This window comes from Streptococcus infantis (genome assembly GCF_047465185.1).
Classification (GTDB): Bacteria; Bacillota; Bacilli; order Lactobacillales; family Streptococcaceae; genus Streptococcus; species Streptococcus infantis_O.
Genome location: NZ_JASHAJ010000001.1, coordinates 370,757 through 387,286, shown reverse-complemented (window position 1 = coordinate 387,286; position 16,530 = coordinate 370,757). Strand labels below are relative to the sequence as shown.

Annotated in this window: 15 protein-coding genes; 1 reads left to right on the top strand and 14 read right to left on the bottom strand. The window is 39.2% G+C overall.

Translation table 11 applies throughout. The features are described from left to right. Positions 1-2: 2 nt before the first annotated feature. From QM382_RS01960 to gyrA, 12 genes are all read right to left on the bottom strand, one after another. On the bottom strand, positions 3-272 hold the full coding sequence (locus QM382_RS01960; protein ID WP_414272257.1) for a DUF1294 domain-containing protein: 270 nt from the start codon (positions 270-272) through the stop codon (positions 3-5). Further along, complete coding sequence (gene leuB / locus QM382_RS01955; protein ID WP_414272256.1) at positions 269-1,306, bottom strand: 3-isopropylmalate dehydrogenase; 1,038 nt, start codon at positions 1,304-1,306, stop codon at positions 269-271. Before leuB ends, QM382_RS01960 begins: the two co-directional genes overlap by 4 nt. 11 nt (positions 1,307-1,317) lie before the next feature. Further along, the gene (locus QM382_RS01950; protein WP_414272255.1) at positions 1,318-2,880 is read right to left on the bottom strand and encodes a 2-isopropylmalate synthase; all 1,563 of its coding nucleotides are present in this window, start codon (positions 2,878-2,880) and stop codon (positions 1,318-1,320) included. 314 nt (positions 2,881-3,194) lie between these two features. Continuing rightward, entirely contained in the window at positions 3,195-3,851 is a 657-nt protein-coding gene (locus QM382_RS01945) for an MmcQ/YjbR family DNA-binding protein (protein WP_414272254.1), read from the bottom strand. Positions 3,852-3,894: 43 nt separating this feature from the next. Beyond that, entirely contained in the window at positions 3,895-4,527 is a 633-nt protein-coding gene (locus QM382_RS01940) for a copper homeostasis protein CutC (RefSeq protein WP_414272253.1), read from the bottom strand. Positions 4,528-4,620: 93 nt separating this feature from the next. Next, the gene (locus QM382_RS01935) at positions 4,621-4,980 is read right to left on the bottom strand and encodes a YbaN family protein (RefSeq protein WP_414272252.1); all 360 of its coding nucleotides are present in this window, start codon (positions 4,978-4,980) and stop codon (positions 4,621-4,623) included. A 108-nt stretch (positions 4,981-5,088) separates the two neighbouring features. Beyond that, a complete protein-coding gene (gene topA / locus QM382_RS01930; protein WP_414272251.1) occupies positions 5,089-7,176 on the bottom strand; it encodes a type I DNA topoisomerase in 2,088 nt (695 codons plus the stop codon). Positions 7,177-7,295: 119 nt separating this feature from the next. Then, entirely contained in the window at positions 7,296-8,153 is an 858-nt protein-coding gene (gene dprA / locus QM382_RS01925; RefSeq protein WP_414272458.1) for a DNA-processing protein DprA, read from the bottom strand. Between the two features lie 107 nt (positions 8,154-8,260). Then, positions 8,261-9,196 carry a 4-hydroxy-tetrahydrodipicolinate synthase gene (gene dapA / locus QM382_RS01920; RefSeq protein WP_414272250.1) on the bottom strand — a complete coding sequence of 312 codons (936 nt, stop codon included), beginning with the start codon at positions 9,194-9,196 and terminating at the stop codon, positions 8,261-8,263. 249 nt (positions 9,197-9,445) lie between these two features. After that, positions 9,446-10,522 carry an aspartate-semialdehyde dehydrogenase gene (locus QM382_RS01915; protein WP_414272249.1) on the bottom strand — a complete coding sequence of 359 codons (1,077 nt, stop codon included), beginning with the start codon at positions 10,520-10,522 and terminating at the stop codon, positions 9,446-9,448. A 140-nt stretch (positions 10,523-10,662) separates the two neighbouring features. Further along, positions 10,663-11,412, bottom strand: coding sequence for a class A sortase (locus tag QM382_RS01910; protein WP_049496509.1), 750 nt, complete (start codon positions 11,410-11,412; stop codon positions 10,663-10,665). Continuing rightward, complete coding sequence (gene gyrA / locus QM382_RS01905; protein ID WP_414272248.1) at positions 11,412-13,880, bottom strand: DNA gyrase subunit A; 2,469 nt, start codon at positions 13,878-13,880, stop codon at positions 11,412-11,414. Before gyrA ends, QM382_RS01910 begins: the two co-directional genes overlap by 1 nt. 195 nt (positions 13,881-14,075) lie before the next feature. Between gyrA and QM382_RS01900 the strand changes: the two genes are divergently transcribed. Continuing rightward, positions 14,076-15,062, top strand: a complete 987-nt coding sequence (locus QM382_RS01900; RefSeq protein WP_049496516.1) for an L-lactate dehydrogenase — start codon at positions 14,076-14,078, stop codon at positions 15,060-15,062. Between the two features lie 63 nt (positions 15,063-15,125). On the opposite strand, the gene sdbB is transcribed toward QM382_RS01900, so the two are convergent. Then, positions 15,126-15,689 (bottom strand): thiol-disulfide oxidoreductase-associated lipoprotein SdbB, encoded by a 564-nt coding sequence (gene sdbB, locus QM382_RS01895; RefSeq protein WP_049496519.1) that lies wholly within the window; start codon positions 15,687-15,689, stop codon positions 15,126-15,128. 12 nt (positions 15,690-15,701) lie between these two features. Further along, positions 15,702-16,409 carry a thiol-disulfide oxidoreductase-associated membrane protein CcdA2 gene (gene ccdA2, locus QM382_RS01890; RefSeq protein ID WP_414272247.1) on the bottom strand — a complete coding sequence of 236 codons (708 nt, stop codon included), beginning with the start codon at positions 16,407-16,409 and terminating at the stop codon, positions 15,702-15,704. Between the last annotated feature and the right edge of the window lie 121 nt (positions 16,410-16,530).

Sequence of the window (16,530 nt, the reverse complement as noted above, 5' to 3'; positions counted from 1 at the left end):
CATTACCTCCATACAAAATACAAAGCCGCTAGTGTAGTTACTATTCCTAGGAACCAAACTGTTTTAAAGTACCATTTTCTGGTCTTGTGGTGAAAAGTAATTCCTGCCAACCAGGCTCCAAAACCGCCACAAAAGAATGCAAATGATAATAAATATTTTTCTGGGATTCGCCAAGCACCTCTTTTAGCTTTGGATTTGTCAATGCCGTAGATGACAAAAATCAAAAAGTTCCAAATTAAAAGAGCAAAAGTAATTCCTTCGTTTAGTTTCATAGTCTTGCAATGATGGCTTCTGTCATTTCTCTAGTCGAAGCCTGTCCTCCTATATCTCTTGTTAAAATACCTGCAGCTAGACTTGACTCAACAGCACGCTCAATACGCTCTGCATCGTCATAACGTCCAAAACTATCACGCAACATCATAGCGACTGATAAAATCATGGAAATGGGATTGGCAATGCCTTGACCTGCTATATCAGGTGCTGAACCATGAATCGGTTCATAAAGACTCGGACCATCTTCAGAGTGGCTGGCTGATGGCATAACTCCAAGTGTACCAGATAGAACGCTTGATTCATCAGATAAGATATCTCCGAAAAGATTCTCTGTCACGATAACATCAAACTTGGCTGGATTAGTAATCATGAGCATGGCAGCTGAGTCAACCAGCTGATGCTCCAAGGTTACATCCGGAAAATCTTTTGCGACTTCTTCAGCCACTTTCCTCCAGAGTTTTGAAGTTGCTAACACATTTTGCTTATCGATACTAGTAACAATTTTATTTCGACCTTTTGCAATTTCAAAAGCCTTACGTATAATCCGTTCTACTTCCTCATAGCTATAGTCGTTGATATCACGCGCTTTGCGCTCTTCCAGGATATGATCTCCAAAGTAAATCCCACCTGTCAACTCACGCACTACTACAAAGTCAACACCAGCAATTCGTTCTGGCTTAAGAGGTGATAAGTGATTGAGACTCTCAAATATCTTTACCGGACGAATATTGGCATAGAGATTGAGTTCCTTACGAAGAGCCAGCAAGCCTTGTTCAGGTCGAACTGCGGCATTATCATACTGGGGACTACCGATAGCTGCTAGGAGAATAGCGTCTGCTTCTCTACATGCCTTGAGTGTTTCATCTGGTAAGGGATGTCCTGTAGCATCAATACCTGCACCTCCAAACGGTCGTCTGTCTATCTCAAAGTCAAATCCCGTTTTTTCTGCTATCGATGCAAGAACTTCTAAACCAGCTTCCATAATTTCTGGTCCAATTCCGTCGCCTGCTAGGGCAACTATTTTCTTTGTCATAGAATTCTCCTTTAAACACTAGGCATGTCACGGTAGGAAAGATTTGGGCCGATCTCGCCAGTATTCTCTTTTTGAACAAAAGTATTGGCATTTATATAAGCAATAGCTGAAGCCTTCAACACATCAAAATCAAGTCCGGCTGCGTTAAAGATAGTTTCAGTATCTCTGTTTTCAACAGTAACTAAAACACGTGCCTGAGCATCAATCCCGTCTGTTACTGCATCAATCGTGTAGGATACCAAGCGAACAGATTGATTAAAGAATTTGTCGATAGCGTTAAATACGGCCTCAACCGAACCTTGTCCTGTTGCATTAAATTCAACCTTTTCACCATCCAAATTAGCCAAGCTAATAGTCGCTTCAATGTCATTTTCCACATGAGTTTGGAGTTGTAGATCATCAAAGTGGAAACCCTCTGGATTTTCAACCATGGTGCCAGCTACCAGAGCTCGAATATCAGCATCTGTGATTTCTTGCTTCTTATCTGCTAAGGCCTTGAACTTAGCAAAAAGTGGTTTGATGTCCTCGTCTGTAAAATCTAGGGCCAAATCCCTCAGTTTTTCTACAAAAGCATGGCGACCAGACAATTTCCCAAGCGGAAGACTGTTGCTCTTGACACCCACCAGTTCAGGTGTGATGATTTCATAAGTGAGAGGATTTTTAAGAACACCATCTTGGTGAATACCTGATTCGTGAGAGAAGGCATTTCCACCGACAACTGCCTTATTTTTTGGAACTGGAATTCCTGAGAAGCGAGAGACCATTTCGGACGTATTAATCGTTTCGTTTAGAACAATACTTGTCTCTGATTGATAATAATCTTGGCGAATGTTGAGAGCCACTGCTATTTCTTCTAAAGCAGCATTCCCAGCTCTTTCTCCGATTCCGTTAATGGTGCCTTCAACACGTCCTGCCCCATTCTTAACAGCTGCAAGGCTATTAGCCACTGCCATTCCAAGGTCATCGTGACAGTGAGGGGAATAGATTATCTGACGATCAGTTTTAACATTGTCAATCAGATATTTAAAGATACTTCCATATTCCTCTGGTGTGGTAAAACCAACCGTGTCAGGAATATTGATATAAGTCGCACCTGCGTCTACCGCTGTTTGAACGACTTGTAAGAGGAAATCCAGCTCAGTTCTAGTCGCATCTTCAGGAGAGAATTCTACCACTTCAAATTTACTACGTGCATAGGAAACATGCTCTTTAATAGCTTCCAATATTTCCTCTTTGCTTTTATTCAACTTAAATTGACGATGAATAGGACTAGTAGCGATAAAAACATGGATTTGTGGATACTTTGCTTCCTTCAGTGCTTCATAACAAGCATCAATATCAGATTTAACAGAACGAGCTAACCCTGTAACTGCTGTTGTTTTCATGGCTTTGGCAATCTCTTGAACAGCTGTGAATGAGTCTGGACTAGCTGCTGGAAAACCAGCTTCAATTGCCGAAATTCCCCATTTTTCCAGTTGTCTAGCTATAGCAACCTTTTCCTTTATTGAAAAATTGACACCTGGTGTCTGCTCACCATCTCGGAGACTGGTATCTAAAAACTCAACTACACGCATGAGAATTCTCCCTTCACATTTTCGATATAGAAAAAACATCTCGCTCGGAGTTCCAAGCGAGATGTTGATTTACTCCCGCTTGGTAAGCCAAACAGGACTAATGCTATTGCACTAGTCCGAGTACCTCAACAACAAAGCAAATTGATTAAACTTAGCTGTTTTCATGTTTGGCTTTCTCCTTTGTTTGATGTCTTGTTTAGTATTCTAGCATAGGAAAAATTACTTGTCAAGAAAAAATTCAATATTTTCTGAAAATTTCTTCAATAAAGAATATTTTGCGAATTGAACGTATTTGAAAAATCAATTAGCTACCTTCATTTCTTAGAAGTCAAAAAGTAACTTCTATCAAATAATTCAAGCACCTTTTCGTCAGTTAGAGTATCATCAAGTGGAAGACTTATCCAATAGCGCTTATTCATATGAAAAGCTGGGTAAATTCCCTTTTGTGAAAGCAAGTCGGCAACTTGGTCATGTTTGAGATTGACTGCTTCGACTAGCCCTTCTCTCCCCTTATCTAGCCTATCCCAAGGAATTCTCATTAAAATAGCATACCATTTCTGATTATCTTCATGGCGCAAAACCGCCGTATCAGGTGATTTCTCCCATAGATATTCCAGCTGATTGCCATACTTTTCTTGAACAAGCGCCATGATTCTCTTGGTCTGCGGACAGAGAAATTCCTGTACCTCAAAACAAGCCTTTCGAATGCCATAAAGAACTGCTAAACAAGCCTCTCGAACGCTTCCGACAAAAGTACCTCTCATACTTTCCATATGAACTTGAGGATAGAGGTCATCAGTTTCTTGGTCATAAACTTGAAGAGCTAAGACTCCATCTTCAACTGTAACTATCATAAGAAAGTCACCCTGTAAAATGGTCGAGCTAAAGGTCCATACACCTTGATTTTCTATAAATCCATACTCTTTAGCCTTTTTACTATTAAACTGATAGGCCTTAAAAATTTCAAACATAAGCGAAAACTGCTACCAAAAGCTAGCAGTTCCTTTCTATTTTTTAAAAGACAACCTTAGTTCCATGTAATTGTGTCACTCCCAGTTGGTCGATAAAGGTTTGACGGTTGTCCATGTCAATCCCCCCACCAGGTAAAATTTCAATTTTTCCTGCAGCGTGTTCTAGAATTCTATGATAGTGAGCAAAGCGTTTCTCTAAAGAGTCGCCAGATACACCAGCTCGAGTCAGGATACGTGTTACGCCAGCCTGGCTGAGCCAATCAATAGCTTCTAGTTGATCTTGGTCACTTAAGTCGTCAAAAGCCATATGGAAGACAATCTCCATACCTTTAGATGCAGCAATCAACTTTTCAAGGTTAGCCTTATCCAATTTCTTATCTGCTGTTAAGACACCAAAGACAACCCCTTGGCTACCTGCTTGAGCAGTTAGACGAATATCCTCAAGCATAATAGAAATCTCTAGTTCATTATAAACAAAGTCACCACCACGTGGACGAATCATCGTCATGATAGTCGTATCGTAGTTTGATGCAAGTTCAACGGCTGCCTTGGTTACTCCGTAGCTTGGTGTAGTTCCACCAACTGCTAAATTATCACAGAGTTCAATACGGCGAGCTCCTGCCTGCATAGCTTTTTCAAGCAAGGTCACATTTTCAGCACAAAATTCGTAAATCATTTGATACTCCTTGAAGGTTTCTTTAATATTATTATATCATATTATTCTTAGTAACCTCTGTTTTTTATCAAGGGAAATCAAACCTTTTTAAAATTATTCTTTATCTGGTATGACCTTAAAGAGATAATAGGTTATAAATATTGTTAAACATCCTAAAGCAATTTTTACTGGTAAAAGAGGTGCGAAATAAATGGAAATTCCCATCAAAATATAAATCGATACGATAATCTTCTTCTTCCGTTCACGCGCAATGGACTTGGTTTCTCTATAATCGGCAACATAAGTTTGATAGAGCTTGGTATGATAGAGCCAATCTTCAAACCGCTTAGAAGATTTTGAAAAACAAGCAATAGACAACAAGAGAAAGGGTGTTGTCGGTAATAGTGGCAAAGCAACTCCAACGATAGCCAAAGCTAATGAAATGAATCCAATGCTAAGATAAATGATGCGCATATCTACTCCTAAGTAAGAATAATCTTCTTCTAGTTAAGCATAAAAAGATGAAATCTGTCAAGTTTAAATTAAAAAGAGCTGAAATTATCATTTCAGCCCTAATTATTTTTATTTAATCTTTTCTTCTTCGTAGTCACCGTTGCTACATACGATCTGTTTCCCACCACCACGGATTTTTTTCTCCATGAGGAAGTGCCCACATTTAGGACAATCACGTCCAACAGGTTTATCCCAAGAGGTAAACTCACATTCTGGATAACGATTGCATCCATAGAAAATACGATTACGTTTGGTTTTGCGTTCGATGATTTGCCCTTGATGACAATTTGGACATGTAACACCGACTTCTTTGACAATAGCTTGCGTATGTCGACAATCTGGAAAATTACTACATGCGTAAAACTTACCGAAGCGTCCAATCTTAATCACCATAGGACTGCCACAAACTTCACAGTCAAATCCAGCTGGCTCATCCTTGATTTGAATTTTTTCCATCTCTGCTTCAGCTTTTGCAACCTCTTTAGAGAATGGTTTGTAAAATTCATCAATAACCCGTTGCCACTCTTCTTTTCCGACCTCAACATCGTCCAGTTTACCTTCCATTTCAGCGGTAAATTTCACATTTACAATGTCAGGGAAGTATTCGACAATCAGCTTGTTAACAACTTGACCTAGATCAGTTGGTTCAAAGCGTTTAGAAGCAAGTCTTACATAGTAACGTTTTTGGATTGTTTCAATGGTTGGAGCATAAGTAGATGGACGTCCAACTCCGTTTTCTTCTAAAGTTTTAATCAGTGTTGCTTCTGAATATCGTGCAGGCGGTTGTGTGAAATGCTGTTCAGGTTTGCTGTTGACCTGTTTGACCACATCTCCTACTTTCATATCAGGCAGCATCTTATTTTTATCAGAATCGTTGTAAATGGCTAAATAACCATCAAACTTAACCTGACTACCATTCGCCGCGAATTGAACACCATTTTGTGACAGTTTCACAGCCATGGTATCAAAAATTGCACCAGTCATTTGACTCGCTACAAAGCGGTTCCAAATAAGTGTATAAAGTTTTAGCTGGTCTTTATCCAAATACTTAGCAATTTTCTCAGGTGTATTAAAGACACTTGAAGGACGAATAGCTTCGTGGGCGTCTTGAGCGCCAGAGGCATTTTTCACCTTGCTACCATGTTTAGAATACTTACTACCAAAACGTTCATTGATATAGCTAGCGGCTTCATTCTGAGCAACTGGACTGATACGAGTAGAATCCGTACGCATATAGGTGATCAAACCTTGGACACCTGTACCAATATTGATTCCTTCATAGAGTTGCTGAGCAACCATCATCGTCTTTCGAGTACGGAAGTTAATCTTGTTAGCAGCATCCATCTGCATAGAAGACGTTGTATATGGAAGAGGAGCATTGCGCTTTCTTTCCTTTTTATCTACTTGATCAACTGTAAAATCCTTGCTGTTCAAATGAGATAAAACTTTTTTGACTTCATCATTGGTAGTCAACTTCATCTTCTTGCCATTCATTCCATAAAAAGAAGCTTGGAATTGCTTAGCACCTTTTTTAAAGACACCATCAATCGTCCAATATTCTTCTGGTTGGAAGGCATTGATTTCATTTTCGCGATCAATGATTAGCTTAAGAGCAACAGACTGAACACGCCCAGCTGATAATCCCTTCTTGACCTTCTTCCAAAGAATTGGTGAAATAGAATAACCTACCAAGCGGTCCAAAACACGACGTGCTTGCTGGGCATCGACCAAATCCATATTGATTTTACGAGGTTCTTTAAAGGCATTCTTAACTGCATCTTTGGTAATCTCATTGAAAACAACACGGTTGGTATCATTCTCGTCTAGATCTAAAATATGCGCTAAATGCCATGAAATAGCCTCCCCTTCTCGGTCCGGGTCACTTGCAAGAAAGACTTTATCGGCTTTCTTAGCTTCTTTTTTCAGATCATTGATGAGAGGACCTTTCCCGCGAATATTGATATATTGCGGTTCGTAATTATTTTCCACGTCGACTGACATACTTGACTTTTTCAAATCACGGATATGTCCCACGCTGGCCAAAACCTTATAATTGCGTCCCAGATATTTTTCAATCGTCTTCGCCTTAGCAGGCGATTCCACGATTACAAGATTTTTTTTACTTGTTGATTTTTTCTTTTTGGTTGCCGTTACCACAGTATCACACCTTTTCAAAGTAATAAACTTTATAAAGTGTAAACCATTTTTAAAAACCTGTCAAGACATAACACCCATATAATAGAAGAAAAGTTTGATAAATGAAATCATATTATTCATTAAAACTCAAACTCAGCAAGAATATCTTGCCCACAAGTTGCTAACTTCGCTCCTTCTTGGATCAAATGGTGACAACCATCTGAACGACCATCTAAAATGGAACCTGGAATTGCAAAAACATCTCTTCCTTCTTCCATTGCTCGCTCACAAGTGATTAAGCTTCCTGATCTCATTTTAGCTTCTGCAACGATGACTCCTCTACATAAGCCCGCAATAATACGATTTCGTGCAGGAAAGTGGTATTTCAAAGGTTCTTCTCCTGGACCGTACTCGCTTAGAAGCAAATGATGTTCTCCAATATATTCTTGAAGTCGTTTATTGGAGCGTGGATAATAGACATCTAAACCAGTTCCAATAATTCCAATCGTTTTGCCCCCAGTTTGTAGAATAGACATATGGGCTGCTGTATCAATTCCTCTAGCAAGTCCACTCACCACAACTAATTCATTTTCCAGTTCCTCAATGACTTTACGGACTGACTTTGTTCCTGTTTGGCTACAAGAGCGACTACCAACAACGGCAATCTTGGGTAGTTTTAAAAGATTGAGATCTCCTTTGTAAAAAAGCAATACAGGTGCATCATAAATTTCACTGAGTGAAATGGGATAAACATCGTCCAAAATCGAAAATGATGGGAACTTTTCAAAATCTTTCTGCAGGCGTTCCATGCTTTCAAAAGTCAGTTTATGATACCGCTCCATAAAAACGACTGGATTACGACACTCTGATGCTTCCGCTATGGTTTCTAAGGTTAATTCTTGATCGTAAATTTCTCCATATTGGAGTACCTTTAGGACCTGCTGATTGCTTAAGCCTGCTTGCTTTAACTTATAAATCTCAAAATTATCAATCTTAATTTTCATGATTAACTCCTTGTCATTCTCTCTCTTTATTTATTCGTAGAAAAATAAAAAAACTCCCAACAATTTTACTTGTTAGGAAGTTTCTATCTATGTTTATGATGTTAGTAATCAGGACGAAGAACTCCAGTGACTGTCGCCTTAGTGGCTTCGTAGTCCCCATCAATAACAACCTTGATAATGCGTCTGGCATCTTCTTCAGGCGCAGGAACCAAAGGTAGACGAGTAGGCCCAGCTTCGAATCCCATATAGTTGAGTACTGCCTTAACAGGTGCCGGACTCGGGTAAGAGAATAGAGCATTAACTTTAGGAATAAATTTACGCTGAATAGCTGCTGCTTTTTTCATATCACTCTCTTCAATCGCAGTGAACATTTCATGCATTTCATCACCATTAGTATGAGAAGCAACTGAGATAACACCATCTGCTCCCAAATTCATTGCATGGAAAGCATCTCCATCTTCACCTGTGTATACCAAGAATTCTTCTGGTTTATGCTCAATCAAATAGGCCATATTCGCAAGACTGGTACATTCTTTGACACCAATGATGTTTGGATGTTCTGCTAGGCGAAGCAAGGTCTCAGGCGTCAATTCAACTACTACACGACCCGGAATATTATAGATAATAATTGGTAAATCAGAAGCGTCTGCAATAGCTTTAAAGTGCTGGTACATACCTTCTTGGGATGGTTTATTATAGTAAGGAACAATAGCAAGACCAGCTGCAAAACCGCCAAATTCTGCCACTTCTTTGACGAACTCAATAGAGTCGCGTGTATCATTAGTACCAACACCAGCGATTAAGGGAACACGTCCATTAACAACCTTCTGAACAGCTGCAAACAACTGTAACTCCTCATCGTGAGTAAGAGTCGGACTTTCAGCTGTCGTACCCGCCAAGAGTATTCCGTCTGTATGATGTGCCAATAAATGTTCAATCAATTTTGGAATGGCATCAAAATTAATAGAGCCATCTTCATGAAAAGGAGTAATAAAGGCCGTAATAATTTTACAATCTTTTAAATCTTGATAAGACATTGGAAAACCTTTCTCTATAAGAAAGAGGCTGGGGCATACTTGCCTTTGCCTCCTGTTCTGTAAGTAAAATAAGTAGATTCGTTAGATAGCTAAGGTGAAATCAAACTCTTCGAGTTACTGATTTCTGAATCGTAACGCAGTGGTTGATTGGAACTACTCATGTTTACAACATTCCTACTTCCTAATCAACTGTGCGGGGGCAAAACTACGAAATCAAACTCTTCGAGTTACTGATTTCTGTTTTGCTCCCTATTTCAATTCAAATTTTAATTCTGCAGTTGGACGAACCAAGCCACGTTCATGTAAAGTCTCAGCAATTTGTACTGAGTTCCATGCTGCACCTTTAAGAAGGTTATCAGAGACTACCCACATATGGATCCCTTTTTCTGCATCCAAGTCTTTACGGATACGTCCAACAAATGTATCACGTGAACCGACAGCATTAACAGCTTGTGGGTAAATTTGGTGGGCAACATCGTCTTCTAGAACAGCTCCTGGGAAGGCCGCAATGGCTGCTTTTACTTCTTCGATTGGTGCTACTTCTTTTGTTTCGATATAAACTGACTCAGAGTGGGCTGACAAAACAGGAATACGAACACATGTTGCTGAAACTGCAATGCTATCATCTTCCATGATTTTCTTAGTTTCCTTAGTCATCTTCATCTCTTCGTAAGTGTAGTCATTATCAGTGAAGACATCAATTTGAGGAAGAGCATTAAAAGCAATTGGATAGTGTTTCTTATCGCCACCTGATGGTAAGATTTCCGCATGCAAATCACGTGGATTTACGCCGTCATTCAAGACTTCACGAAGTTCACGTTGGGTTTCAAGAATAGCACCCATACCAGCTCCTGAAACAGCCTGGTAAGTTGAAACGATGATACGGTCCAAGCCCCATTTTTGACGAACGGGTTCAAGAGCCACCATCATTTGGATGGTTGAACAGTTAGGGCAGGCGATGATTCCATTATGGGTATCAAGCGCATGTGCATTGACCTCGGGTACAACCAAAGGTACATCTTGGTTTTGACGGAAATAAGAAGTGTTATCTACTACTACTGCTCCTGCTTTAACAGCGTATGGTGCATATTTAGCAGAGGTAGATCCACCAGCTGAGAAAAGTGCGATATCAACGCCTTCAAAAGCATCTTCTGTCGTTTCTTCAATCGTCACATCTTGCCCTTTGAATTGCAAAACTTTTCCCGCAGAACGTGCAGACGCCAAGTAGCGAATCTTATCAATTGGAAGAGTTGATTCTTCCAACATTTTGATCATTTGAGCACCAACGGCACCTGTAGCACCAACAACAGCAACTGTATATCCCATAACAAACCTCTTTTGGAATTTTCTAAAAATTTCTATAATAGAAACATTATACTACTTTTTAGAAAAATTGAAAAGTCTTTACCTTATCTATTTTCTGAAATTGACAAGAAAAAGCTCGCTATCGCTAGCGAACTTTTCTACTATTCATAAAATTGTTTATATGGTTTAGTAAATGATTGCAATATTTCTGGAGAAGCTTCTAAATAGTCTTTAACTTCCTTCAAATTTGCTTTAACAATTATCCGTTCTGTAGCGTTAGCATCTTCACAGGTTACCAAAGTCAGCTCGTCAATCCCTTCTCTGTCTTCAATAACATCGATGCGATCTGGAGTTACCTTATTAACTTCTACTATTTCATATTTATAAACTTTTTCTTTATCTGTTAGATAAATGAACATTCCATTAGTAGCACGTGCTAAGGGTGAAAATAGCTTCTGATCTGCATCTTTACCAGTAAAAATCCGGTGACTTGCCAATGAATAATTTCCCTGCCCCATAACCTGATTAGCTTTCATGGTTCCAGCACCATAGAACAGGTTCACATTATCCAGCCCCTTAAAAATAGGCAAATTCATTTCAAGTTCTGGAATAGAAATACCCCCAATCACTGGAAGTTGTTGGGAATTCCACTGAGCTGAAAGTACTGCCTCTGAAGATAAGGATTTTACAGAGTCAAAATCAAAATTTCCACTAGCAGTTTTATTTTCCTCAATTTCCTCTTTTGAAACCTGACTTACTTGATATTTATTGGTATTCCAAATCATAATTACATCTCGTATCTTCGAATTAAAAATCAAAGCTAGAGACAAAAGGATTAGAAATCCAGCCAAAATATTAATCAGCAGATTCTTACGCTTATTTTTTTTACTTTTTATTCTTTTTTGAGACATTATTCTTCACTTTCTGTTTCGTTTTCTGTCCCAACTTCTTCTTTCTCAGCTGCCGCAACTGTTGTAAAGGTTACAATCTTAGCGTTCTCATCTAGACGCATAACCTTAACTCCCATGGTTGAACGTCCAGTTTGAGAAATATTGGCAACATTTGTACGAATCATGACACCGGTATCTGTGATAACCATCAAGTCTTCATCGCCTTTTACTGTGAGAAGGCCTGCAAGGTGACCATTTTTATCAGTAATCTTAGCGGTTTTCATACCTTTACCAGCACGACCTTTAGTTGGATATTCTGTGGCAACTGTACGTTTACCGTATCCTTTTTCGGTGATAATAAGGACTTCATCTTGGTCTGTAATCACTCTAGCTCCAACTACAGCATCTCCTTCACGAAGATTTACCCCTTTAACACCAGTAGCACTACGACTCATACTACGAACTGAAGACTGATTGAAACGAACTGCATAACCTAATTTAGTTCCGATGATGATATCTGTATCTTCTTGAGTAAGAAGGACATTAATCAATTCGTCCCCATCTTTCAAATTCAAGGCTTTTAGACCATTTTGACGAATGTTGGCAAATTCTTTGACGCTAGTTCTCTTAACAATACCAGCTCTTGTAGTAAAGAAGAGATACGCATCATCACTACGTTCTGATTCGACGTTAATAATGGTTTGGATACTTTCACCTTCATCTAGTTTCAAAAGGTTAACAACAGGCAAACCTTTGGCTGTACGACCATATTCTGGGATTTCATAACCTTTCAAACGATAGGCACGACCTTTGTTGGTAAAGAAGAGCAAGTGATCATGGGTGCTGGTAGAAACCAACTCCCTGACAAAGTCATCATCCTTAACACCAGTACCTTGAACACCACGTCCACCACGTTTTTGAGCGGTGAACTCGTCTTGGTCCAAACGTTTAATGTAACCTTTATTTGATAAAGTGATGAGAACATCAGACTCTTCAATCAAGTCTTCATCTTCAAGTGTCAAGACTTCACCAACCATCAACTCAGTACGGCGTTTATCTCCAAACTTCCGTTTGACTTCATCCAATTCTTCTTTGATGATTTGTGCTACGCGTTCTGGTTTTGCAAGAATATCAGTTAAATCAGAAATCAAAGCAATCAATTCGTCATACTCTGACTGAATCTTATCACGTTCCAAACCTGTCAAACGACGGAGACGCATGTCTAGGATTGCTTGACTTTGACGTTCAGAAAGCTTGAACTTGCTCATCAATTCTGCTTGAGCCTCTTCATCAGTTTCACTGGCACGGATAATACGAATAACTTCGTCGATGTGGTCTAGTGCAATCAGCAAACCTTCCAAGATATGTGCACGTGCTTCGGCTTTCTCTTTATCAAATTGAGTACGACGAGTCACAACTTCTTTTTGGTGCTCAATGTATGCATCCAAGATTTGGCGAAGCGATAAAATCTTTGGAACACCATTTTGGATAGCAAGCATGTTAAAACCAAAGCTAGTCTGCATCTGAGTCATCTTGAATAAGTTGTTCAAAATAACATTAGCTGATGCGTCGCGTCTAACTTCAATAACAAAGCGAACACCTTCACGGTTAGATTCATCACGAACAGCAGTAATTCCCTCGATACGTTTTTCCTGAACTAAGCGCACAATATGTTCATGTACTTTGGTTTTGTTGACCATATATGGAAATTCAGTAACAACGATACGTTCGCGACCCGTTTTAGTTTCTTCAATTTCCGTACGAGAACGAAGAACAATAGATCCCTTACCAGTCTCATACGCCTTATGAATACCTGATTTACCCATAACTAGGGCACCAGTTGGGAAGTCTGGACCAGGCAAAACTTCCATCAAATCTTTGGTTGTAACTTCAGGATTATCCATGACGAGTTTAACAGCATCAATGGTTTCACCCAAATTATGAGGTGGAATATTGGTCGCCATACCAACGGCAATACCTGTGGCACCATTGACCAATAGATTTGGGAAACGAGCTGGTAAAACAACCGGTTCACGCTCGTTGGCATCATAGTTATCAACAAAATCAACGGTATTTTTATTGATATCGCGAAGCATTTCAAGAGCAATCTTACTCATACGTGCTTCGGTATAACGTTGCGCGGCAGCGCCATCACCGTCCATAGAACCAAAGTTACCGTGCCCATCTACAAGCATGTAGCGGTAGCTCCACCATTGAGCCATACGAACCATAGCTTCATAGATAGATGAATCCCCGTGTGGGTGGTATTTACCCATTACGTCCCCTGTAATACGGGCAGATTTCTTATGAGGTTTATCAGGCGTAACTCCTAATTCATTCATTCCGTACAAAATACGACGATGAACAGGTTTCAACCCATCACGAACATCAGGAAGAGCACGCGATACGATTACACTCATGGCGTAGTCGATAAAGCTAGTCTTCATCTCCTTTGTCAGATTGACATTCACTAGATTTTTATCTTGCATTAAAAAATGCCTCATTTCACTATTAGTAACTAGATATATTATACCATAGTTTGGACTATTTTACAGTCTAACAACACGTGTAAAACGTTTACATATTTATCCCGAAGGTATATCCGTGACAAAGCTTAGCAAAAGTGATAGAATGAAATCAAATGGGGAATCCCCCTGAATAAAACAAAGGAGATGTTTAGACAAATGACAGTTACTAAACAACACAAAAAAGTTATCCTCGTTGGTGACGGTGCCGTAGGTTCTTCTTACGCTTTCGCTCTTGTTAACCAAGGTATTGCCCAAGAACTTGGTATCATTGAAATTCCTCAATTGTTTGAAAAAGCAGTTGGTGATGCTGAAGACCTTAGCCACGCGCTTGCTTTTACTTCGCCTAAGAAAATTTATGCTGCTAAGTATGAAGACTGTGCGGATGCGGACCTTGTAGTAATCACTGCTGGTGCTCCACAAAAACCAGGTGAAACTCGTCTTGATCTTGTTGGCAAAAACCTTGCTATCAACAAATCAATCGTTGAACAAGTTGTTGCGTCTGGTTTTGACGGTATCTTCCTTGTTGCTGCTAACCCAGTTGACATTTTAACTTACTCAACTTGGAAATTCTCAGGATTCCCTAAAGAACGTGTTATCGGTTCAGGTACTTCACTTGACTCAGCTCGTTTCCGTCAAGCACTTGCTGAAACTATTGGTGTTGATGCTCGTTCAGTTCACGCTTACATCATGGGTGAGCACGGTGACTCTGAATTTGCAGTTTGGTCACACGCTAACGTTGCCGGTGTTAAATTGGAACAATGGTTACAAGCTAACCGTGACTTGAATGAAGCAGATCTTGTTGAGCTCTTCATCTCAGTTCGTGACGCTGCTTACTCAATCATCAACAAAAAAGGTGCTACATACTACGGTATCGCAGTTGCTCTTGCTCGTATCACAAAAGCTATCCTTGATGATGAAAATGCGGTTCTTCCACTTTCAGTCTTCCAAGAAGGACAATACGGAGTTGAAAACGTCTTTATCGGTCAACCAGCTATCGTTGGTGCGCATGGTATCGTTCGCCCAGTTAACATCCCATTGAACGACGCTGAAACTCAAAAAATGCAACTTTCTGCTCGTGAATTACAAGAAATTATTGACGAAGCATGGAAAAACCCAGAATTCCAAGCTGCTTCTAAAAACTAATTCAATTAAATTTTTAAAAAAAGAAATGTCTAGACAAAACAATCTAGACATTTTTTTATAACGTTAATCCATTTGTGCAAACGCTGCTTCTGCATCTGCATTGCTAATCGCACCTAACTGAATCTTAGCAATTTTACCGTTTGAATCAATTAGATATTCTGTTGGGATACTTCGAATCTGATAAGCTTGGAAGGTTGTTCCCTGGGTATCATACAAGACAGGTATATCCTTATATCCTTGTTCCTCAAACCATTTTGGAAATTGGTCTATGGTTTTTTCACCTTGAAGGCCTGGTGCAATAACAGATAATATTTCGAAATCGCGATCTTCTTTTGCAGCAAGTTCCATTAGTTCTGGCATACTTTTTTTACATGGTCCGCACCAAGAAGCCCAGAATTTTAGATAAACTTTTTTACCTTTAAAATCAGATAGTTTGACTTCTTTTCCATCCATCGATTGGAGGGTAAAATCTGGTGCTTCGACTCCTACAGCCACTTGTTTTACACTTGCTTGCTGCTGTGTTTGAGTCGTTTGATTTTCCTGACTTGATTCCTTCTCTTCCTTGCCACAAGCAATCAAAAGAAAGATAGATAAGAAACTAAGTCCAAAATAGATTATTTTTTTCATAGATAACTCCTTTTATCCTAATATTCCAGATAAGACATTTAACTGTCCCAACATTAATAAAATTCCCATGAGAATAATTAGTAAACCACCAATTCTTTTCAGTAAGAGTAGGTGAGATTTAATTCTACTAAAATAAGGCATGATGAGACCTGATGCCAAGGCCAATACTAAAAATGGAAGCGCCATTCCAAGAGTATAAATTAGGGTTAATAAGGCCCCTTGAAGAGCTCCATTTCCTCCTGAGGCTGCTAATGCTAAAACTGAACTTAAAACTGGACCAATACATGGAGTCCAACCAAAGCTGAAGCTAATACCTAATAGAAAGGCTGATAGATATTTACTAGACTGTTTTTGATTAAATGTTACTGTTTTTTGGAACTCTAATTTTCGTAAATGAAGGATTTCCATCTGATGTAAGCCTAGTATGATAATAATACCACCCATAACATAACGAAACCAATCAGCATAGAGTAAGTTGCCGAGAAATCCTGCTCCAAACCCTAGAATAAAGAAAATTAGAGAGATACCTGCGATAAAACAGAATGTCCGAATTAATCCTGACCAGCCAACATCTTTACCTAAAAACCGAAATGTTTTTGACTGCTCTTGATCATCTAACAAAACACCTGCATAGACTGGTAACAAAGGAAATATACAGGGAGAAAAGAATGACAAGATACCAGCTAAAAATACAGAGATAAAAAATATAATACTTTCCAATTAAGAACCTTCTTTCATATAGTCATCTTTTATTTTACTATAAAAGAAAACGTTTGTAAGATATCTGCTACGCAAATTTGATTTCAACTTTAACGAATAAAAAAAGGAGCTCAGCTCCCTT